Consider the following 23,270-nt stretch of genomic DNA (forward strand, 5'->3'; position numbering starts at 1 on the left):
ATACTTATTATTTGTTCATTTGTTACATGGCACACCACGCAATCTCATTTAATAGTTACCAATATTAGTAGCACACCAATTTTGGTAGGCCACCTCTAATTCTTTTACTTTTTCTGGTTGCTGTATTGATAAATCAATGCGCTCCCCTGGATCGTTTTCTAGATTGAATAACTTTAATGATAAATCATCTCTAATAGGCTTTATATACAAGTTACTTGGTCTGCCTTTCCAGTGCTCCTCGTTTGTATTGGTTAATTTCCAATCACCTATTCTAACAGCCCATGTTTTTTGCCATTTCCAAACCAGAACTCTATCTTTAACAGGGTGTAATAAGTCAATACCATCAATAGTTTTATCTGTTAATTTTATACCAGCAGCAGAGGCAACCGTAGGTAAAATATCGGTAGCAGATACATAGTTGTTTTGTATCTGACCCGCAGCTATTTTACTAGGCCAACTTATCGCCATGGGCACCCGTATACCACCTTCCCAAAGGGAATATTTCCCGGCAGTAAGCGGACTATTATTGGCTCCATTTAAGGGTGTACCTCCATTATCAGACAAGAAGATGATAAGGGTTTCATCCTCCAAACCTTCACTTTTTATAGATTCCAGAACCCTACCAATATTATCATCTAAACAATTCAAATTAGCTAGGTAATAGTTTCTTAAATCGGCATCTTGAATGGCTCCTAAGCGCGAATATTTATCATAATAGGCGGCATAACTTCCGGGTTTGTGTTTACCGAAAGCCATTAAACTATCAGGATTATAATTATTAATAGGCTTCACATGATACTTGTCTAAATATTTCTGAGGCACTTCATGTATTAAATGATGCACAGAGTTATAAGCCAGTGTTAGAAAGAAAGGTTTGTCTTTAGACTTTTTAATGTACTGAATGGCTTCATCTGATAGAATATCGGTTAAATAACCTTCCTCATAACTTTTCACCCCGTCATTGTGCATTAAAGGCCCTAAAACAGAACTGGTTCCATCAGGATCTGGTGTTTTATCTTTTATTTCCTGCGAAAGCAACCAATAATCATGAGCGTGGGCACTAAAACCTAAAAATTCATCATAACCGTGCTTCAAAGGATATTCTCTAACATCATATTTATGAAAGTTTCTTCCTAAGTCGTTTTTTCCAATCCTCGCTGTTGCATAACCGGCTTCTTTTAAATATTCGGCCATAGTTTTAACTGAGTCTGGTAAACCTGGACCCCAACTCGCATATTTATCCCATCGAATTTGATTTTTACCGGTTAACATACCTACACGCGAAGGACTGCAAACAGGTGCCGTTGTATACGCTTCCGTAAAAACAATACCAGATTTCGCCAACTTTCCCATATGAGGCGTTTCAGCCGACACATCATGATTTTTAAATGGTTGAAAATCGGCATACCCTTGATCGTCCACAACAATTAAAAGAATGTTTGGGCTTTTCTCTTTTTTAACAGATTGCACATTGTTTTTACAAGAAAACAAACCTAAAAGAAAGACAACAAAGAAAAATCTATTTATGAGTTTCATATTATTAATTTATAATTTGAGCGTTACCACAAGGGTTGAGCCTTCCTGTGCAAATGCATAGCATTCACCAATTTTATTAATTTAAAATAATCTAAATGAGCGATCCCCAACACAATGGATTACCCGATAATATGGAGTCTAAACACCCCTATTTATTTTATTCCGTAAGAGATACGATTTGAAATTTATTGCTAATCCAGTATACATTCAACATATACAGGAAAGTGGTCTGATGGATACTTCATATTACTAGAATCACTAAAAACAGCCTGCTTATTTACAGTGATAGTCTTAGAATTTGAAATAAAAATATAATCTATCTTTCTTGTTACAGGTTCATGAAATTTAAAACCGTTAAATGTACCGTTAGGTCCAAAAGTTAGTTTAGAAACTGTTTCGCTGTTCAACATACTTTCAGATAAATTTTTAATCAACAAACTGTTTGGTTCCACATTAAAATCGCCCATTAAAATCACAGGATAATTTTTGGTATTTACCTCAGCTATTTTTTTCTGAATTTTTTCGATGCCCTTTAATTGTGCTTGCTCTCCTTTATGATCTAGATGCGTATTAAAAATCCAGATTTTTTTAGAAGTTTTTAAATCTGTAAACAACCCATAAGTACAAATTCTTGGGTATGCTGCATCCCAACCTTTTGAAACTATTTCGGGTGTTTCAGAAAGCCAAAAGGTATTTTCTTTCTCTACTTTAAATTTTTTATTGTTATAAAACACAGCTGAATATTCTCCTTCATTTCCACCGTCTCTACCTATACCAATAGCATTATATGTTTTTAATGCTTCTTTTAAATCGGCCATTTGGTTTGGCTTCGCTTCCTGCACCCCTAAAATATCAGGCGCAAAAAACAATACTTGAGAAGTTAAAAAACCTTTTCTATGTTCCCACGCATTTTCGCCATCGGAAGCAACATCTAACCGAATATTATAAGTCATCGCTTTAAAACTTTGACTTTTACAGCTCGTGAAACTCATCAAAACAATTAAAAATAGTATGCTGTGGTTTTTCATTTCTTATTTAGTTTTTTTGATACACTCTAACATAATCAACTAGCATTTGTTGCGGAAAAACACTGTTATCAATCCCCTTCTGACCGCCTAACATCCCGCCAACTGACACATTCAATATCAAATGAAATTTTTGATCGAATGGCCACTCTGCTGTGGTTTTGTGTTCGTTTTCAATATGATTATAAACAACATCGTCTAAAATAAAATCCATTTTATCAGGTGTCCATTCTAAAGCAAACACATGAAAACTATCATAAGGTTTTTCAATAAAAATGGTTTTACCCCGTTCCGTACCTATCATGTGGTTAAAGGCTTTGGTGTGAATAGTTCCAAATATAGAATCTGCGTTAAAACCAACATGTTCCATAATATCAATTTCACCACTTTCTGGCCACCCAACTTGTTTTCTATTTTCACCCAACATCCAAATAGCAGGCCATAAACCAACGCCTTTTGGCAATTTGGCTCTTACTTCTATTCGCCCGTATTTCCATGATGCCAACCCATCGGTTTTTAATCGCGCAGACGTATATTGTGCTGAATCAATTTTCGGGACATAGTGCAACCAACTTTTATTTTTAAAGGCTTCACTTTTATAATCTTTATTGGCTATTTTTTCTTTGTGAGCTTCAATAATTAAATGCCCATTTTCTACTCGAACGTTTTTTAAACTATCTGTAAAATATTGTTTTTCCTCATTGTTAATAAAACCATAATCATAGCCCCATTTGGCGCTTTCTGGCTTTCCTTTATAATTAAACTCGTCGCTCCAAACTAATTCGTAGCCATTTTGTAAAGGGCTTTTTATTAATCTTTCAAAAACAAGTTCAGGTTCATCTGTTGTTATATAATTAAATGCATTTGCGATAAGCCAATCTATATCCTCTGTTTTATTTGCAACCCACGCATTTAATGAAAGTCCCGATGCTTTCGCTTCTTGTATCCATTCCGGTCGTTTTTTCAATTTATAAAGGATATAATCTAAGCCCGAAATACCATCTTTTTTTAACTGTTCTGGTGTTTTTGATCCGTCTAAATATTGTGTTTTAGCATGAACATCTAGCTCTTTTACTTTCTTTAAAATTTCATAACTAAAACTTATATAAGAAAGGATATAAGACTCCGCTTTTAACTCTTTAACTTGCTTTACTACACGTTTCGCTATCTCTATATTTCTGCCTTCTACCTTAGATGGTTTTATTTCACACACCAAACCTGTACTGCTATTATTTTCCATACCTGCAATTACATACTGCTTCAATGTTGGTAAGGTTTCACCGTTAGGCAGTTTGTGTTTTGACAATTCTGCATAGGTTGTTTCTTCAACAATTAAATCGTTATAAGTAGCATCGTGGGTTACGATAAGAACATGGTCTTGCGTCATTCTTACATCAAACTCTGAGCCCGTACAATTTAATTCGATGGCTTTTTTTAAGGAAGCAATGGAATTCTCAGGAAGCTGATTACTTTTCCAGGCACCACGATGTGCTATTACAGGATTATCTGCAAAAGCCTCCATAGTCTTTTGAGACACCATAGTACAGGAAACAAAGCCCATAACCAAACATATATATAAATACCGCATGTTTTAAAAGTAATGGTTGCTATTTAAAGCGACCTTAAATTATTCTATTTTTTTTTTGATTCTTATCAAAATACAAGGGCAACGAATCGCCCTTATATTTTAAATTTGCTATTAATCAGTGTGAGAGACTCTAATTTATTTAGTAAACAATATTAAAATTTTTAATTAGTGTAACCATCATTTTGTGGGTAGTTTGGCCCAAACAAATCGATATCTTCTTGAAATATTGGCATATTTATATAATAGCTTCTCCAATTTAACCTCGAGTTTTGTGTAGTAGCAAAAAAACTAGGGGCATAAGGACCGTCACCGGAATATGTTGTCATTTGAAAGTCCATAGTAGCTTGTCCAAACCTTTTTAAAGTAAACCAACGCTGCCCTTCAAATGATAACTCACGTGCATTTTCATCTAATATATCTTGTAAAGTAATACTGGATTTTTCGGTTGCATTTGCTCTTTTTCTAATTTCGTTGAAATATGGTAAAGGATCTCCACTACCCGATCTTAAAATAGCTTCGGCAGCTATTAAATAAGTTTCAGCTAAACGATATACCATAATATGACTTCTTTGACGGTAGCTATCAACAATATCATCATCTTGTGCAAACTTTATACACGAAGGTGCTATGTAACGATAATAGTTTATTAATTCACCATTAGGGATTGCGCTTGTCTCTGTTTCCTTACGTCTAAATTCGGTAATTTGCTGCCCCGACCTTGGTCCTTTATTATAGAAAAATTTTAATCTGAAATAGGTATCATCATCTCTAGTATCGTTTGGGTCTTCGGCTAAAAGCCCTAATAAATAGCGATTAGGTAAAATACGTGAGAAGCCTATTCCTCCTTGTGATAGATCAGGCCCAACTTCCTTACTACCATCTAATTGGAAATATTGTGCTATATAATATGCGTTAAGCATATTAACACTACCACCTCCTAAAACATCATCTTGAGCCTGTATAACAAATAATTGTTCAGAATGATTTCTATCACCTTTAAAAACATCGGCAGTGGTAGCTACTAATTTATGCGGGCTATTTGGATCTTCTATAACATCTAATGCCTGTTTCTTTGCTTCAGGCCAATCACCTTGTGTCATAGCTACTTGTGCTTTTACATGCTTAGCGGTTCCCTTTGATACACGACCAAAGATTACGTTCCACTCTAAATGCTCAATGGCAAAAGCTAAATCACTATTTATTAAAGCATAGATACCTTCCTTTGAAGATTTATCTTGAATCACATTAAAGGCATTTTCAACTGTTACAGATTCCGTTGTTACATAAATGTTATTATACATTCTGTATAAATAGAAATACGCATCGGCTCTAAAAAATTTAGCTTCTGCTATAATTTGATTTCTTGATTTTTCACTTATTCCATCAACAACTTCTGCGGCATTAATAATATCTGTTGCTTTGTTGGCTATTTTATAAAACTGTTTCCAAAATAATCTTGACATGAATTGAGCTCCTAAATCGCCACTTGGAGCAATATTTCTTGTATATCTTCCTATGCTGCCTGCATAACCTGATCTGTTCAAGGTTAAATCGCCCAAAGCTGATAATATTGGCCCACCCATGTAATCTTGTTCATCTATTTCATAACGTTCTCTGTTAAAAGCGTATAAACTAACTACACCAGATTGCAAACCTGCTTCTGTATTATAAATATATCCAGCATCAATGGATGTGCTTGGTTGTTCTTCTAAAAAGTCTTGACAAGATACTGCAAGGAACATTGCTAAAATCAATAGCAAGCTTTTTTTTGCTTTTCTATAAAAATGTTTTGTTTTCATAATATATTTTTCTTTTAAAAAATTATAAATTAACTTTTACTCCAAATGTTAAACTACGTGCATCAGGATACCCTGTATCTGCATTAGAAAAGGTGTCTCTTATATTTACCTCTGGACTGTACCCAATAAAATCGGTTTTGGTAAACACATTTGTTGCAGTTACATAAAACTTAATTTGTTCAATGTCAAGTTTAGAAAATACGGCTTCTGGTAATGTATAACCCAAACTTAGTGTTCTAAGTCTAATATAAGAAGCGTCTTGAATCCCTAATGAATTTAAATACTGTGGAGCTGCAGTAAAACTAGGTCTTGGGAATAATGTTGATGGGTTTTCTGGAGTGTAATACGGTAATTTAACACCATTATTTCTACTTTGAAAAGTACCACCATTGTTAAAAGTAGTTAAAAATCTGTTATTTCTTGTTGCTCCTTCTACAGCATAAAAATCAACTAATAAATCAAATCCTTTGTAAGAAAGCGTCGTAGATAGTGAACCGAACCAATCTGGATTTGGATCTGTAAATACACGATCTTCTTGTGTTATTTTACCATCGCCATTAACGTCTTTAACTCGAATATCACCTGGCCTAAGATTTGGCTGTGGGGTTGCAGAATCTGGATTTGCTTGTGGTGCATTCGCAAAATCATCACCTACTTGAAAAATACCATCAAATTGAAATTGTCTTATAACGCCAGCATTACTACCGGCAGGTTGCCCTACATAATACCCATAATCATCGTCTTCAAGAATGGGATCTCCATTACCATTATTGTAAAGTTCAATAAGTTTATTTTTATTATTAGACCAATTGGTTGACAAAGACCATTGAAAATCATCTGTATTAATGATGTTTGCTGTAAGCGCTATTTCTAAACCTTTATTTTGTAATTCGCCAGCATTGAAGAATGTGTATCTGTAACCTGTGATAGAAGGTACTGGTCTTCTTAATAATAAATCGGTAGTTCTTTTATCATAATATTCTATACTACCTGTTAATAATCTATCAAGTATTGAAAAATCAAGACCTAAATTGAGTGTTGTTACTTTTTCATATTTCAAATTGGTATTTGGTAGCACCACAGAAGGCGAATATCCTGAGGCTGTTTCACCATCAAAAATATAATTTTGACCTTCAGCAGTAAAAAGTGATGTAAATGGGCTACTAATACCATTAACTAAAGCACCATAATTAACTCTTAACTTTAACTCTTTAATAGCATCTACATTTTTTAAGAAACTTTCGTTATGAATTTTCCATGCGAAAGCTGCTGCTGGATTGTATGACCATTTATTTCCTTCTGCATTTACTGAAGCGCCATCGGCTCTGTAAGTAGCTGAAAATAAATACTTATCCATAAAGGTATAACGTGCTCTACCCATAAATGATGCATTTCTTTTAGCAGATTGATCACGTTCAACTGATACCAAACCAATCGCATTTGTAATACCATTATATCCTAAACTTTCATTTGGAAAACCTGTGCCCTGAGTAAAAGTTCTGGTATATTTATCTTCTTGTATTGATTGTACTAAAGTTAAATCAAACTTATTGTTTGCATTTAATCCTTTATCATACGTCAAAATATTTTCAATTAAATAAGATTCACTTAATTGATTATATATTCTTGCAATACCTCTCTCATCTTCCCCTGCAGAGCTTAAAGACGACTGATATTGTCCTCTTTCAGAGTTCTTACGAGTCATATTTGTTTTCAACTGATACTGTAATTCATCAGTAATTTGCCAAGTTGGGGTTACATTTATAACAAAATCATTTCCTTTTTCTTCGTGGTTTTGTTCACGTAAGTTCCAAAGTGGATTTGTAGCTGTATTTAGCTCACCATCTGGATATCTAGTAATACTACCATCATCATTGTAAGCACTACCTATAGGAGAAAATGTAATGACGTTAATGTTCGCTGCTCTATCGTTTAAATCATTCAATAAATTTAAATCAAAATTTACAGAAAATTTATCGTTAATTTCTTGATCGACATTTAATCTTAAATTTTTTCGGGTATAGCCTGAGGTTGGAATGATACCATCTTCCTTAAAATAGTTGATACTACCATATACCTTTGTTAAATCGGTACCACCAGAAACATTAATAGATTGGCTATTTACTGTACCTGTTTTTAACAATTCTTCTTCCCAATCTACAAATCTATTGTTTGCAATATTATTTAACTCTACGGAAGTGAACGCAACTGAGTCATCTGGATATTCGTCATTAGCATTGTCCGATCGTAAAGCTTCTCTTCTATATTGTGCAAATTCTTGTCCGCTATATACATCAAAGTTACGCTCAATAGATTTTGTTGATACATATCCATGATAAGAAACATTAACTTTACCAGAACGACCACGTTTAGTTGTAACTAATATAACACCGTTAGCTCCTCTAGAACCGTAAATAGCCTGCGCAGAGGCATCTTTAAGAACCTCTATAGATTTAATATCATCAGCATTAATATCCTCAATACCACCATCTCTAATAATACCATCTACTACATAAATGGCGCCTACATTACCTTCTATTGAACTTCGTCCTCTAAATATAATTTGAGAAGTTCCGCCCGGTCTTAATGTACCACCACCTACTTCTACTTGTAAACCTGCAATTCTACCTCTAAGCATTTCCGTAACGTCTGATGTAGGCGTTAAAGTGGCTTTTTCTAAATCCGCTGTTCCTACAGCATTTATTAAATCACTTTTACGCTGTGTACCATAACCTACAACCACAATCTCATCAAGCGCACTTGCATCTGCCGTTAACAAAACAGTTATTGCATTAGACGTTATTGCAACATCTTTAGTTTTGTAGCCTAAATAGGAAACTGTTAATGTCGTTTGATTACTATTTATAGATAATTTAAATTTTCCATCAAAATCTGTTGATGCTCCATTATTGGTCCCTGTTACTATAACTGAGGCCCCAGGCAAAGGCATATTATCATCTGCAGATAACACCTTCCCTGTTATTGTTTTTTGTGATTGACCTATCATTACAACTGAGGCCAACAAAAACATTAAAGGAAATAGGATTTTAATTTTTTGATTGCGTCGTTTTAGTTTCATTTGAATTATTTTAAGTTTAGTTTCAAAAGTATAGTTAGGCTTGACTTTAGGTTTTATTTTAAAATTAAGCATTTGTAAACTTAGCCTCTAAAAATGATAATTCCATAATTTTCACCTCGATAAAAAACGAACATCGTAATTTTAAGCCATAATACCCGTTAAATATTTAGCGACAAGCCCTATAAACACTGTATACTTAGCATCAAAACTATTTCAGATTAAAACACGAAAAAACACAGTAATTATGCACCTGTCGTGGTAATGTCGTGGTAAAAAAAGAACTTGTAGTGTTACTAGAAGTTTAAGATATAGTCAACAAGGCCACTATCATGCTCTAGCCCTAATTTCTTTCTTAATCGGTAACGCTTAGTTTCTACACTCTTTATAGAAATATTAAGTAAAGGCGCCATTTCTTTTGAAGATAAATTCAACCTTAAGTAGGCACAGAAACGCAAATCATTGGGTGTTAAATCTGGATGCGATTGTTTTATTTTGTCTAAGAAATCTTTGTCTGCATTATTAAAAGCCTGCTCGAAAAACGACCAATCTTTGGTATCGTTTAAATTGTTGTCTATAAGTTTTAATGCCGCATTGTTATCTGCTTGTTTGGCTTTTTTTAGTTCTTTTTTTATACTATTTAGAACCTCGTTCTTTTTTATAATACTCATTGTAGAAATTGCCAACTCCCTGTTTTTGCTGTCAATATCTTGATTTAGCTTTTCATTTTTAATACTCGTAATTAACTGTTCACTTTCTAATTGTTTGTGAGCATGTAGTTTTTTATAATACTTTTTATAGATTTTATGCATCATAAATGAGAACGCAGCAATTAAAACAACATACAATAATATAGCTGTGTTCGATAAAAACCATGGTCTGTTTATTTTGAAATCATAGCTAATACTTTTATCTGCTAGTTGATTACCAATTTTTGCACGAATACTTAAATTGTACTTCCCAAAGGGTAAATTCTCAAATACAAGTTCAGATTTACTATTCCACTCACTCCATTCGTTATAACGCCCTTTAAGTTTATATTGGTATTGTACTGGAGTGTATTTGTTATAAACAGGAACACTATAGTTAAAAACTACTGAGTTATTGACGTATTCAAATTCGCCCTGTTTTTTAACATCAACAGCCATATTATCTGCTCCAACTGTATTAAGTTCAATAGAATTTAAAACCAAATTGTATTTTTTTCGTCTATTTAATTCTGATATATCTAATGTGAGATACCCATCTGTCATTCCAATCAGGTAATTATTATCTTTAAGATGTGAAATATTTTCATAACCAACTTGTCCTTTTCTTAAATCGTATGGAATAGCGACCCTATTTATTTTCAACTCATTGGTTAAATCATTGACGTCGACATACGATATATTATCATTAGAAAATCCCCATAATTTTTGAACATCATCTACAACCAGTTTCCCTGAAGCATATCCAGACTGTGTAACTACAGGACTAAGCACTGTGTCTTTCACGAATATATTGCTTTCAGCATCATAACCAAGCACCCCTCCCTTATATGCATATAAAATTCGATTCTTGTATTTAGTTAAACTAGCATTTTTGTCAGAAGGGATAGAAGCATCTATAAGAACATCTTGCACCTCTGTAAAATCATCATCTATTTTAAGCTTAAAAACACCTTTGTAACCATGACTTACCCACACATCATTCGTGTTTGTAATTTCAAAATAACGGGCAGAATTATCAAAACCTTTAAGTTTGTTTTTAAGTTTCCAAACGCCTTGATCTTTCACTAACACATTTAGTCCATTATAATTCCCTTCTAGAATCATGTTTTCCTTATTAGGAATGGGCTTAAAACCCCAAGTTCCGGGGATACTTGCCACCAAGGTTGCCTCACCGCTATTAACAACAAATGTTCCGGAGTGGTGCCCGCAAAACAATTCATTATTATATATAAACAAACTCCAAACTTGACCAGAAGTACCATCTATAAACTTAAAAGTATCTTGAGTCCAGGCTTTTTTATAAAACAAACCTTGATTGGTACCTAAATACAAATAATCATTAAAAAGAACGGAAGCATATATAGTTCCTATTTTACCTTCATCATCATTAAAAACACGAATGGGCGATTTAATATTTATACAATTAATACCATTATCTAATCCTACCCACACATTATTATCCATGTCTTCGAAAACACATAAAGCCGTATTATTATCAAGCCCATTTGTTCTATTAATTTGATATTCAACACTTCCTTTTGCATTAATATAGACAATACCATTTTTTATAGTACCAATAACAAAGCTTTTATCCTCCAGTTGGATACTATTAAAAACATTCATTCTTTTTAAAACCTCGTTTGCGGAAACGTCCCATTCCGATAATTTATTGTTTATCAACTTATAGAACCCCAACCCGCGTGTTTGAAAAAGTAGACCCTCAGGAATATGAAACATGTTTACAACTTTATCATTCTTAAAAACAACATTATCAACTAGTAATCTAGGTTTGCCCGCCTCTATTTGATAAACTCCTTCATTATTAACATGGTAATAAATAACATTATTAACATTAAAAACTCTTGAAATACCATGCTTAGAATTAATAATTTTACTAGTCCCATTTATGGGATTATAAAAATAAATCCTGTTGAAGGATTGGAACAAAATCCACTCATCATACGTGATAATATTCCAGATGTGCTCATCTTCAATCATAGACTCCTTGAACTTAGCCAGTAAAGATTGATACTGCAACTTGCCAAACATATCACGCTCCCAAAAGCCAAATTCCATATAACACCCTGTGTAAACTCGATTATCCACAGCATTAACAGCCCTAATAATGGTGTTATTTGGGGATCGATACATAGTCCACTTAGCTCCATTATACTCTAGTAGCCCTTCATTATTACCCACATACATAAACTTATTAGGCGATTGAGAAATCATCCAATTTTGATTTTCCCCATCATAATCAGTTGGAGAAAATTTCTGAATTGGAGGCAACTCTTGAGCTATTAAATTCGTAGACACCAACAACAAAAGAATATAAAATAAGATTTTATGGATAGTTGTTTTCATAAAAAACACACTGAATTTTTATAATTTATTAAGATTATGACAATTTAAGAAGTTTTAAATAATAAACAGTGAAATATGTAATCTGTTGGTGGTAAAGTTGAAAATAGGATGTATTGTGATTGAAGAAAGAAACAGAACACATATGATAAGAAAACTGTAAACTCACCCTTTTTGTGCTCATATACACTAATTAAAAACATATATAAAACAAAAAAACCTTCTGATTTCTCAGAAGGTTTTTGTCGGGGTGGCAGGATTAATTAGAATCTCTTAACCACCTATATTCACTGTTGTTATTATCGTTTATCAATTATTGTACACCGAATTGCACACTAAAGTTAAAAAAAACTTCGTTGAAAACAAATTTTGTTTGTCTTTATTATCATAAAGATACAATTTCTATTAAACAACTACTAATAACTTGCGTTTGATATAAAAATAAATACAATTGATTAGTAAAAGAAAGTTGTTTCTAGAGATCGTTTTTCTAGATTGTCTTTGGTAGCAGTTTGAATATTACTAGAACCAGTGGTCTTCGGGTTATGAGTTTGAAAAAACACCCGAATTTTATGCTTTATTTTAATAAAATCGTGTACTGAATCGTGTACTCTGATTTATAATTATTTTCTACTCAAATATACATAATATTTCGAGGTTTACACAAAATGGAATTAATACAACCCGTTGTTCATTTTAAATAATGCTAATTTTTAATCCTAAAAGAACATACACTTGTTCTATGCAGAATTCCAATTTAACTTTTTTTAAATTATATTTTACATAATATTTATAGATATGATTTAAAATTTTTTCAACCATATTCTTTAAAGCGAACTACTAAATAGCAGGTTTAAGTTTCCTAAAGGTTAAAATTTGATTGTTAATATAGAAAAATCCTTGATTTCCCGAATTAGTAGAACCGAATTTTAATGTATTTAGACCTCTTTTAAGCCAAGTATTTGTATCTGACTGAATTGGAACCACCACAAGATCATTTTTAATTTGTCCAAAGGCAGGTACATTTAAACCATTATGAATCCAAGCAATAGATACCTCGAATTCTGAGGCGAGTCTCCAATTATTTTGTTTACATAGTGCAGCCACAGCAGCTGGTGTTATATGATCTTGTGGGTGGAAGTGTACTTTTTCTGCTAGAGAACCGTCTATAATCTCAGTTGTTAGAATTTCTTTGGTATTTTTATGAGTAGCACTTACTAAACTCTTCCATATATCTACAGCGAGATTATGACTATCATTATGAAGATAAATAGACCACCTGTCTCTCTGAGTTTCTATAAAAGGCCCTTTTGATAAAATTTGAGCAATGGGATCATTTTTGTAGGCATCAAATTTTGAAGTACCAACTAATTCCCAATTTGAGTCAGATATTTTTCTAAAATGCCCAAACTCTTTTCCATCTATTGCCAACCTTACTGCTTGTACAGAAGCACCTGATGGGAGTAATTCTTCATTCAATGAGTTTCCCCAATCAGAAAGAATTTTTTCCATGGGCATCTTTTTATGAGAGTGTCCATCACAAAAATTTGCTGTGCTTTCTAAGCGGTTTTTTAAAAAACCTATGATTTCTTTTTCTTTATAAAAATTTTCTAAACTTTTTCCTATAAACTTCACTTCTCCCTTAATATGTACACTTGATTTTAATTTACTAGAAAAAAGTTGCATTTTATCATCGATTTCTTTCTGACGAAGGGCAATTTTATCTAATTCTTTTTGTTCTGTGGCCAGTTTATTTTTCAGATCTATAATTGCTTGTTTAAATTTGTTTATATCGTTATTAACAATACTTGATTGAAGTTGATCTGCATTCAATTGTATTTGTTCAATTTCGGACAATCTAGAATTAATTTCATTATTTACTCCAGCAGCGATTAGACCGCACCACCAGCAAAAAACCCAATACCATTTAAATTCAATTTTAGGTTTAAGTTTTTCAATTTCTGCCTGTGCTTCTGCTATTCTTATTTTAATGTCTTGGAGTTCACGTTGAAATTTTTTTCTAGCCTCATCATTTGCTACGATTGAAATGTTATAATTATGAATGAGAAATTCGAGGTTTTCCTTTTCTTTTTGAAATTTAAGTAAGATTCTATGAGTCTGATTTTTTAAATCTTGAAAAATCTTACTTTGTCGTTCACTTTGTAGCAATAATTTGTCTGTCGCTTCAGATATAATATCAAAGACGCTAATTAATCGTTCCACTTTTTCTGAACTGGTAGCGATTCCATTTTCCTCGTTTTTTATGAGGGTGGTTAGTAACAAGACCCCTTCTTTACTTAAATTAAAATAATCCATGATCAAAATATTTAGTTAAACTTACTCCTGAAATCGATTTTTCCATTTGGTTTTCAAATCAGCAGTCAATTGGTTTAACTGTTGGTTTGCTTCATTAATAGTTAAATGGTTTTCACCTATTAGTTCTCCATTTCTTTTCATAGATATAGAAGAAATATCCACATATTTCTTTAATACAGCTACTATAAACAGTGTGTGTACCTGAAATTTAAATGCAAAACCTTCAGTATTTTGTGAAGCATTATTCTTTAAATTTGTTGAAGCATGATTAACTTCATTGTAATCTATAAGAAGCTGGTCAACTGCATTATTAAAATTATCTAGATATAGCGATACACTTTTAAAAGTGTTTAAAAGAAGTTCAAAAACCTGACGGACTTCCTTGTCTTCCGTTTCTAATTCTTTATATTCAAGCGCTATAGCCGTAAGCAATTCATCTAATCGTATAACATTTAAAGTATCCTTGAGGTATGTGAGTGGTTGCCCTATATTCTCAAACTTATTGTATGAATGTCCAGTAATGGAAAGTATATGACTAAAGCATTCTAATAGGCTATTCACATTGCTAGAAAGCTTATTTGATAATTCATAAAAAGCCATTTGCCAGTCAGATACTTTTATACAAAAAGGAGACTTTCTTAAAGTGTTATAACTTAAATAAAGAACGTCCGTTGTTAGTTCAATTTCAATATAAAGTGCATCTATACAGCTATAAAAATAGCTGTCTTGCTGACTTGTTTTTAATATGCTAGACTCTTTTACAAGGGAAACATCATTATAATTCCATTTAATTACATCAAATACAGTAGCCATAATGTTGTTTTACAAATTATACTGCAACATTTTTTAATTCTATAATGTCTTTATCCCAGTCCGCATCCCTAATTTCAGATTCTTTTTTGTAGTCGCTTAATTTATTTTTTAAATTACTTTTCATAATATCTAGTTTTGGGCCTACTTCCTCTTTTGTTAAAAAATTACCAATGTTTTTCTCAGTTTTTAATTTAAGATCATGAATTCCATCTACGTATTCTGAACAGATGCTTGTTAATGCACTCCAACCAATTACAGTAGGAATAGACATTTTTACAAAATCTTCACTTTTATAGGTTTCTATTCTGGTTGATAAATCTGTATCCTCTTTCATAATTTCTTTAATTGCGTTTATGATGTGCGGCTGACTTAACTTTTTGGCTGCTTTGGCAATATTTGACCAGAAGTAACTGGCTCTTTCAAAAGTGACCCATAAATTTTTTAAGGACCAAACAGAGATTCCTAAACAATGAATGATATTTTTTTTCATTGCTTGTTCATCGGTATTTCCCTTGATTTCACCTAAAAACATTTCAATTTCTGCAGTGGCATCCCGTTTTTGTGCTTGGGCTTCTCTTTTCATTTTTAATATCGCAGTCATTGTATCACGTGCCGTTGCAGCTCTATTATCTGCTCTTACACTCATTTGATCAACAGTTGCACCTAATTGGGTTATTCCTGCGGAAAATGCGTCCACGACTGCCTTTGCTTTTTGCCATTTATCTTCGGCTGTTTTTAATTTTTCTTCTGATTTTTTTAATTTAGCATCAAGCTTAATTTTTTCACCATTTTTCCGTTTTATAAGTCTTTCATTATCGTCTACTTTATCTTCTGCCTTTTGTTTAGACTGTTCTGCAATATCAATTTTTCTTTCTTTTTTTAAATCTGTCAAGTCGTCGTCGCTATTTATTTCTTCTATTCTTTCATCTGCAGTCTTTAGTTCACTTTCTGCGATAACCTTATCTTCTTTTAGTATTTTTATATCTTTCACTACCATATCAATAAGCTTCTTTTTGTCTTTGACATCTGCTTCTGCTTGATCCTTTTCTTCTGTTGCTGCTTTTTGCTCTTCTATTTTATCTTCAAGCTCTTGTTTCTTTTCAGGAGTATCTAAATTGTCCTTAGCATTTTTTATGCTTTGGGCGGCATTTTTTTTTCCATCATCCATATTTTTCACTACCTGACCAACCATCGCTACAGGATTTTTTGACATACTATAGGCACTTAATCCTGCTCCAACTGCATTAAAAAGTCCACCAACTATCTGCAATACAAAAGATTTTATTTCTTGATCTTTGGCAGTAGCTTTGGCTTCTTCTAAGTCTTCAATTAACTCTGCAATATTGATTTCAAGTTGTTTTTCAAGAATTCGTTGCTTATTCAAATTAGCTTGCAACTTGTTATTTGATTTTTCAAGTTCACGGAGCTCACTACCCGTATCTACTACTTTAAGTTGGATTCTATTTCCTTCATTTTTAACAACATCTTTAAATTTTTCAAATTTTTCAACAATTTCATTAGATTCGGTTTCCATGGCACGAGCGACTAGTGCGACTTGAGTTAACTTAGTAATGGCTTTATCTTCTTCTCCATTAAATAATGCTACAAAAGCGTCCCGTATGGCAGTTGAGGAATTAGTAGATTGCATTTTAAATTCTTTCATCGTATCATAACATTCACCATAAAGTTCGGTAACTTCTACTTGTAAATCACTTAAATCTATTCCTATGTCGCTTATATATGCAGTTGCAGAAACGGCGAGGTAAATTAAGTCTGCAGACAATTCCATATCACTAACTAAATCCTTAAGATCGATATGCCCTAAAATTCCATCTCTAGCTTCTTGAACCCAGGCTGAGCTTTCATCAGGTATCGATGTGAGTGAATAGGTGTCGATTCCATCTTGGATACTTTGATCATTAATATTGAAAGTACTCGAAGTATTATTAATCTTGATTGCATTTGAATTTGACATGATATTATATGTATTTATTGGTTAGGTTTAGAATGTTTTTATTAGTCAATTTTTTATAACTGCTGAGCCAAAGGTTATTTCACGAGGAGTAACTCTAATAATTTTCATAAATACAGTTCTCCTGAAATTGGGTTTATTATCCTGATAACCACTCAACTCAATGTTTTCATCAAGCAGAGGACGGAAAACATTAAAATCATAAATTCCGGTTAGTGTAGCTGAACATGGGTTTTCAAAACTATCTATTTCTCCTTTTAGTCTATTAGCTAGTATATTATTATTTAGCTTGATACTTACTGCTCCAAATTCTATCATTTTATAGTTATAAATTAGTTAAATTGATATTAAATTATGACTATGAAACAGCACCAAACTTAAGTCCAGTAGACTTGACTTGCACTAATTTCATATATATGGTGGTGGCTATTTTTTCTTCAAAACGATACCCAATTAGTTTTAAATTTTGGTCTATGTAGGTTGATAACCTAACGTCATTAATATCTCCTAAAAAGTGGGCTATAGTTGGTTCTTCAAAAGTTGTTACATTACCATTAAGATTTTCTGCTAATTTGATATTAGTATTATTAAATGTGAAGACTTTGACGTTTTTAAAAAGTTCTGACATAAGAGATTGTTTTGAAAATAATTATTCATAAATTTTGCATGAATAAAAAACTAATAATTAATATTAATTATTTAATGCTATTCTAATATATCATAGGGGGGGGGAGATGTTAAATTTAGAAAAAAAAAAAGAAATAACCTAAATATTATTATAGTTTCAAAAACATATGACCCTTAATCAGGGTGTTTTATTTCCATTTTGGGCCTAAATTTTAAAGTTGATTTATATACTCTTTCTTCATTCCACAAACATTCCACTACTCTCCCTATCGTCGCTTCGAAAAAAGAGTGTTTAATCACAAGGTTAATATTGTTTTAGAGGAGTTCTTGAATCTCGCAAACTAGATGTTATTAACATCGTAAAGAAAATTTTTAGAAGAAAAAAATAAATAAAAAGTAGTAGTTTAAACTTCGCTTTTACCAAAGGTCAAGTTGCATAACACGGAACATTATAGTATAAATTGTTTGATGAATTTTTAAACGATTTATAATACTTCCTTAAACGTAGACATGTTTACATTTTAATGTTTGCTTTTGCAAACTTAGAAGGTAAAGCAAGAGGGTAACACGCTGCGCGATGTTACTAATTCACAATTTATTGATTTTCAATAAATTAACAACACTACAACCATTGTAAATTTCTATTTTTTGAGTAAATTTCAAATTCATACCAGTAAAACCAGTAATTCATTGTAACAATTTCATAAATTATGGATGATTTTAACACCATTCGATTAAAGAAGAAAACAATTGTTAAATTTAAAAAATATTCAAAAAAAACAAGTCCAAGCTATTCTGAAACCATAGATTTTATGATAGCATTTTTTGAGGACAACAACCTGTCTCCTTATGATACTTTAGGAATGAACAGAACGTCTCTTCAAAATGTTTTGAACAAACGTATCGATGCAGTTATCACAATCCTGAGACAAGTTGAAGAGACCCAATTGAAGCCCACCAAGAAAATGTTGGAATCTCTATTTGAAGAAGTGGAAGACACTAAACCTTTAATTTTAGAAAAATCAACTATTAATAAACCCATTCTTACAGCGGAGAATGAAGCATTAACCTATTATCGAAATGCCTACTTTAAACAACAAGCTGAATTAAATGGACTGAAGCATAAATTAAAAGATACTATTGGGGAATTCAAGCTAATCAAAAATACTTTTAGTTCTAATTTTTATGTGTTGAAATTATCTGAACATGAATACTCAGTATTAAAAGACAGTACTGCTTAAGTAGTTTTTCTACCGCGCTCGCTTGGGCGAGCTTGCTTCATTTTTAAAACGATGGATTCTCCACGCCCAGTATAGAACGGTCATGAAAAATCGTTTTTAAATAGCCCGCCTCTAAACCCATCCTTTTAAAAACGTTTTTCATCACTCTGCAAGCTCCATTCTTTTTTGCTTTTTCGTTTCAAACCTTATAAGCAAATTTTGTATGTCCTCACTTATTTTTGTTTCCAATACCCTAGCATAGATTTGGGTTGTTGTTAATTTGGCATGCCCTAATAGCTTTGATACTGTTTCAATGGGAACACCATTTGATAACATGACTGTGGTTGCAAAAGTATGTCTTGCAACATGGAAAGTAATATTCTTATGGATGCCACAGTCCTTAGCAATTTCCTTTAAGTAACTGTTTGCCTTTTGGTTTGAGCATAAAGGTAACATGGTTTTGCTTATTTTATTTTCAATGGCATCTTTGTACTTATTAATGATAGTCATTGCTTGGGGAAGAACAGGTATCTTGACTGTTTCGTTTGTTTTCTCCCGCTTGGTGAATATCCAATGGTTATTATCTATACCTCTAACTATTTGATTAATTGTAAGTTCCTTTACATCGATATAGGACAAGCCTGTATAGCAGGAAAAGATAAAACAGTCTTTTACTCTTTCTAATCGCTCATTTTTATAATGTGTGCATTCCAATAGTTCAAGTTCCCTTTCCGTTAGGTAGGCTCTATCATACTTATCATACTGCAATTGAAATTGCTTAAATGGGTTCTTTAGCATCCATTCTAGCTTTACAGCTAAATTTATCATTTTCTTAAAACGTTCCAAATGTTTCATCACTCCATTGTTGCTTAACATGAATTTCTTTTTGGTGTTTTTATAATTGCGTAAGTAGTGTTCAAAATCACAGATAAAACGATAGTTTAATTGTTTTAAATAGATATCATTTGTTTTTAATTTTTGATTTAGAAATTTTTGCAAATACTTTTCCGTAGTGTAATAATTTTTCATTGTGCCCTGTTTAAGTACAGAAACCATATTTGTATTGTGATAGTGCAACAAGTCATTAAGTGTTTTTCGGATATTATCATCTCCCAGATAACGTGATTTTATAGTCTTAGATGAGATCACTTTATCTTCTTCCAATAATTGCTTATGACAATCCAATAGCCTACTATACTCTTGATCCAAGTAGTTGTTCAAGACCCGTGTTGAGTAGGAACTACCACGACCACGGTTTTTTGAGGCATCCCATACTTTTACTAAAACGGTTCTTTTTAGGCTGATTTCAGAACGTTTGCTATTAACTGTAATCCGAGCATAAATGGATAGTTCATTTACCTTACTTCTAGATTTTCTGGTAAATAAAATAATTGAAAAGGTTTTGTTTGTCTGCATTTTTAATGTCTTTAGTTAAACAATGATATTGTAAAGACAAAAGTCAAATTGCTTTTAAAAGCTCTTTAAAATTACGACAATTCCGTGAAGAAAGTGTACACCTAATTGCACACCTTTTATTTGATATTATATGATATCAAACAACATCATATAAAACAAAAAACACTGATAATCATACAATTAACAGTGTTTTAGTTTTTCCTATTTCTAGGTTAGTCGGGGTGGCAGGATTCGAACCTGCGACCTCCTGCTCCCAAAGCAGGCGCGATAACCGGGCTACGCTACACCCCGTGAAGTTTATTTCGTTTTTATAGGCTTAATTAAAAGCTATATCCAGAAATATTTTCTTGTAACGGGATGCAAATATACTTTTTTAAATAATATACTCGTCAAATATTTTATTTAATTTTAAAAAATCTACTTTTAAGCTTTTAAAAGTAGCACCAACCTATTTCAATATTTATTAAGCAAGCTCAATAATTCACTTTTTTTTCAAATGAAAAAACATAAACAACTCATATTAAAAACAATATCTTTTTTAGTTGTTTTACTTTTCGCAACGTTTCACTCCTATTCACAACAGTTTATAAAAGGCCGAATTATTGACATTGAAAACGGAACTCCCATTGAAAATGTAGTTATTAAGGACCTTGAAAATAGAATTGTTACAATTTCTAATGTTTCCGGGCAATTTGAACTACCTAAAAAAGGAATCTACCAATTTGTAAAAACAGGATATCAACAAAAAAGTTACTATTTAAAATCAAACTTTACCATTGTTCAATTAGATCTAAATCCGTCGTACCTAAACGAAGTCATTGTTAGCGCGCATCACCTACCTCAAAAATTAAAAACAGCACATACAACAATCGATCTTATCACATTAAAAGACATAAATAGAGGCAACACCACCAATCTTAACGATGTTTTAAATCGCATTCCCAGTGTATTTATGCAATCTGGCGCTTTAAACACTAACAAAATATCTATAAGAGGTATTGGTTCTAGAAACTTATATGGAACCTCAAAAATTAGAGCCTATTTTCAAGACATTCCGCTTACTTCTGGCAACGGGTCAACCACTATTGAAGATTTTGAATTGGGTTCCATCTCCCGCCTTGAAATCATTAAAGGTGCTGGTTCAAGTATTTATGGTGCCGGATTGGGAGGCACAATTCATCTCATTCCGCAAAGTGCTTATTTAAATGAGACTTCTATTAATAGTAACATTTCACTTGGATCATTCGGACTCCTAAAAAGTATTTTAAATGTAAATCATGGCAGTACCAAACATAGTTTTCGGGCCGTTTATAGCAGCACCCATAGTGACGGCTATAGAGATAATAATGAATATAACCGAAAGACGTTTACCGTAAATAGCAATCACTTTTTAAGTAAGAAAGACGACATTGCTATTTTAGCTAGTTACGTGAATTTGAATGCATTTATACCAAGTTCAATAAACGAAAACACCTATATAAACAATCCAAAATCGGCCGCTTTTACTTGGGCACAATCTAAAGGCTACGAAGATTCGCAACGCGCTATTATTGGTGCTTCATGGAAGCATCAATTCAATAATAACACAAAACAGGTAACAAGTGTTTTTACATCATTTAAAGAAGCTTATGAACCCAGACCCTTCAATATTCTTACTGAAAACACGGCGGCGTATGGTATAAGAAGTCGGGTTATAGGACGATTTAAAAAAATTAATTGGACACTTGGTGGTGAAATTTTTAAAGACACTTATAAATCAAGAAATTTCGAAAACTTATATAAAGAGTATCCCGCAGGCACAGGCAGTGTTGAAGGTGCTAAGTTTTCCGATTTTAAAGAGCATCGCACCTATTACAATCTCTTTTTCGAGACCAATTATAATATGTCATTAAAAACAACGCTTTCAATTGGCTTAAATTTAAACCAGACATCTTATAAAATTATAGACCGATTTATTACAGATGAAAACCCAGACCAATCGGGTAATTATAAATTCAAAGGTATGCTCTCTCCTAAATTTGGCATATCGCATGTATTTACAGAAAACGTAAGCATCTATTCCAACCTAAGTCATGGTTTCTCTCCACCTTCAACTGAAGAAACCTTACTTCCAGATGGATTAATTAATACGAACATAAAACCTGAAACTGGATGGAATTTCGAAATTGGTTCGCGTAGTACTTTTTTCGACAACCGGTTGCAACTTAATATTGCATTATATCGACTTGATGTGCGTAACCTTTTGGTCGCGAGAAGAACAGGTGACGACCAATTTATTGGCGTTAATGCTGGAAAAACACGGCATGATGGTTTGGAAGTTGTTCTAAAATATGACTGGCTACAATCAGAAAAAATATCAATAAATCACTATACTTCATACACCCTCAATAATTTTAAATTCAAAGAATTCATAGATGATGACACCAATTTTTCTGGTAATATATTAACGGGAGTTCCATCGAATGTGTTCAATTCAGGTATCGATTTGGATACTAAATTAGGCCTCTATTCAAGCATAAACTATCAGTATGTTGGACGTATCCCTATGACAGACAGCAATATTTTGTTTTCAGACCGTTATAACTTAACCAATATAAAATTGGGATACAGACAAAACATCAATCAAAACCTGAAGCTTAATGTCTATTTTGGCTTGGATAACGTATTCAACAAACACTACGCATCGCAAATACTAATCAACGCCACAGGCTTTGGGGGTGCTGCTCCAAGGTACTATTACCCAGGCAATCCCATAAATTATTACACGGGAATAAACTTAAGTTATATGTTTTAACTAAATTTATAAAAAAA

The 23,270-nt window shown here is 32.6% G+C and carries 14 protein-coding genes and 1 tRNA gene; 2 read left to right on the plus strand and 13 right to left on the minus strand.

Annotated features, from left to right (window positions below):
• Positions 1-48: 48 nt before the first annotated feature.
• The 11 genes from Q5N74_RS06070 to Q5N74_RS06120 form a co-directional block, all read right to left on the minus strand.
• Positions 49-1,536 (minus strand): sulfatase-like hydrolase/transferase, encoded by a 1,488-nt coding sequence (locus Q5N74_RS06070; RefSeq protein ID WP_304387845.1) that lies wholly within the window; start codon positions 1,534-1,536, stop codon positions 49-51.
• 191 nt (positions 1,537-1,727) lie between these two features.
• Positions 1,728-2,564 carry an endonuclease/exonuclease/phosphatase family protein gene (locus Q5N74_RS06075; protein WP_304387846.1) on the minus strand — a complete coding sequence of 279 codons (837 nt, stop codon included), beginning with the start codon at positions 2,562-2,564 and terminating at the stop codon, positions 1,728-1,730.
• A 7-nt stretch (positions 2,565-2,571) separates the two neighbouring features.
• Entirely contained in the window at positions 2,572-4,149 is a 1,578-nt protein-coding gene (locus tag Q5N74_RS06080; protein ID WP_304387847.1) for a family 16 glycosylhydrolase, read from the minus strand.
• A 161-nt stretch (positions 4,150-4,310) separates the two neighbouring features.
• Complete coding sequence (locus tag Q5N74_RS06085; protein WP_304387848.1) at positions 4,311-5,948, minus strand: RagB/SusD family nutrient uptake outer membrane protein; 1,638 nt, start codon at positions 5,946-5,948, stop codon at positions 4,311-4,313.
• 22 nt (positions 5,949-5,970) lie between these two features.
• Positions 5,971-9,027, minus strand: coding sequence for a TonB-dependent receptor (locus tag Q5N74_RS06090; protein ID WP_304387849.1), 3,057 nt, complete (start codon positions 9,025-9,027; stop codon positions 5,971-5,973).
• Between the two features lie 293 nt (positions 9,028-9,320).
• On the minus strand, positions 9,321-12,098 hold the full coding sequence (locus Q5N74_RS06095; protein WP_304387850.1) for a triple tyrosine motif-containing protein: 2,778 nt from the start codon (positions 12,096-12,098) through the stop codon (positions 9,321-9,323).
• A gap of 837 nt (positions 12,099-12,935) precedes the next feature.
• Positions 12,936-14,411 (minus strand): hypothetical protein, encoded by a 1,476-nt coding sequence (locus Q5N74_RS06100; protein ID WP_304387851.1) that lies wholly within the window; start codon positions 14,409-14,411, stop codon positions 12,936-12,938.
• A gap of 21 nt (positions 14,412-14,432) precedes the next feature.
• On the minus strand, positions 14,433-15,224 hold the full coding sequence (locus tag Q5N74_RS06105) for a hypothetical protein (RefSeq protein WP_304387852.1): 792 nt from the start codon (positions 15,222-15,224) through the stop codon (positions 14,433-14,435).
• Positions 15,225-15,240: 16 nt separating this feature from the next.
• On the minus strand, positions 15,241-17,199 hold the full coding sequence (locus Q5N74_RS06110) for a hypothetical protein (RefSeq protein ID WP_304387853.1): 1,959 nt from the start codon (positions 17,197-17,199) through the stop codon (positions 15,241-15,243).
• 45 nt (positions 17,200-17,244) lie between these two features.
• Positions 17,245-17,514 (minus strand): hypothetical protein, encoded by a 270-nt coding sequence (locus Q5N74_RS06115; RefSeq protein ID WP_304387854.1) that lies wholly within the window; start codon positions 17,512-17,514, stop codon positions 17,245-17,247.
• 40 nt (positions 17,515-17,554) lie between these two features.
• Entirely contained in the window at positions 17,555-17,824 is a 270-nt protein-coding gene (locus Q5N74_RS06120; RefSeq protein WP_304387855.1) for a hypothetical protein, read from the minus strand.
• Between the two features lie 709 nt (positions 17,825-18,533).
• On the opposite strand from Q5N74_RS06120, the gene Q5N74_RS06125 reads away from it, so the two are divergent.
• Positions 18,534-19,064, plus strand: coding sequence for a BfmA/BtgA family mobilization protein (locus tag Q5N74_RS06125; RefSeq protein WP_304387856.1), 531 nt, complete (start codon positions 18,534-18,536; stop codon positions 19,062-19,064).
• A 141-nt stretch (positions 19,065-19,205) separates the two neighbouring features.
• Here the strand turns inward: Q5N74_RS06125 and Q5N74_RS06130 are convergent, their stop codons facing one another.
• Both Q5N74_RS06130 and Q5N74_RS06135 read right to left on the minus strand, forming a co-directional pair.
• Positions 19,206-20,459: a site-specific integrase gene (locus Q5N74_RS06130; protein ID WP_304387857.1), complete on the minus strand. Its 1,254-nt coding sequence runs from the start codon at positions 20,457-20,459 to the stop codon at positions 19,206-19,208.
• A 216-nt stretch (positions 20,460-20,675) separates the two neighbouring features.
• Positions 20,676-20,750 (minus strand) — tRNA-Pro (locus Q5N74_RS06135).
• A 205-nt stretch (positions 20,751-20,955) separates the two neighbouring features.
• Between Q5N74_RS06135 and Q5N74_RS06140 the strand changes: the two genes are divergently transcribed.
• On the plus strand, positions 20,956-23,253 hold the full coding sequence (locus Q5N74_RS06140) for a TonB-dependent receptor (RefSeq protein ID WP_304387858.1): 2,298 nt from the start codon (positions 20,956-20,958) through the stop codon (positions 23,251-23,253).
• Positions 23,254-23,270 lie beyond the last annotated feature (17 nt).

The sequence above is a fragment of the Mariniflexile sp. AS56 genome (assembly GCF_030552475.1).
Lineage (GTDB): Bacteria > Bacteroidota > Bacteroidia > Flavobacteriales > Flavobacteriaceae > Mariniflexile.

Coding starts and splice junctions, on each gene's coding strand:
- Q5N74_RS06070 (WP_304387845.1), bottom strand. CDS start 1,536: ATGAAACTCATAAATAGATTTTTCTTTGTTGTCTTTCTTTTAGGTTTG.
- Q5N74_RS06075 (WP_304387846.1), bottom strand. CDS start 2,564: ATGAAAAACCACAGCATACTATTTTTAATTGTTTTGATGAGTTTCACG.
- Q5N74_RS06080 (WP_304387847.1), bottom strand. CDS start 4,149: ATGCGGTATTTATATATATGTTTGGTTATGGGCTTTGTTTCCTGTACT.
- Q5N74_RS06085 (WP_304387848.1), bottom strand. CDS start 5,948: ATGAAAACAAAACATTTTTATAGAAAAGCAAAAAAAAGCTTGCTATTG.
- Q5N74_RS06090 (WP_304387849.1), bottom strand. CDS start 9,027: ATGAAACTAAAACGACGCAATCAAAAAATTAAAATCCTATTTCCTTTA.
- Q5N74_RS06095 (WP_304387850.1), bottom strand. CDS start 12,098: ATGAAAACAACTATCCATAAAATCTTATTTTATATTCTTTTGTTGTTG.
- Q5N74_RS06100 (WP_304387851.1), bottom strand. CDS start 14,411: ATGGATTATTTTAATTTAAGTAAAGAAGGGGTCTTGTTACTAACCACC.
- Q5N74_RS06105 (WP_304387852.1), bottom strand. CDS start 15,224: ATGGCTACTGTATTTGATGTAATTAAATGGAATTATAATGATGTTTCC.
- Q5N74_RS06110 (WP_304387853.1), bottom strand. CDS start 17,199: ATGTCAAATTCAAATGCAATCAAGATTAATAATACTTCGAGTACTTTC.
- Q5N74_RS06115 (WP_304387854.1), bottom strand. CDS start 17,514: ATGATAGAATTTGGAGCAGTAAGTATCAAGCTAAATAATAATATACTA.
- Q5N74_RS06120 (WP_304387855.1), bottom strand. CDS start 17,824: ATGTCAGAACTTTTTAAAAACGTCAAAGTCTTCACATTTAATAATACT.
- Q5N74_RS06125 (WP_304387856.1), top strand. CDS start 18,534: ATGGATGATTTTAACACCATTCGATTAAAGAAGAAAACAATTGTTAAA.
- Q5N74_RS06130 (WP_304387857.1), bottom strand. CDS start 20,459: ATGCAGACAAACAAAACCTTTTCAATTATTTTATTTACCAGAAAATCT.
- Q5N74_RS06140 (WP_304387858.1), top strand. CDS start 20,956: ATGAAAAAACATAAACAACTCATATTAAAAACAATATCTTTTTTAGTT.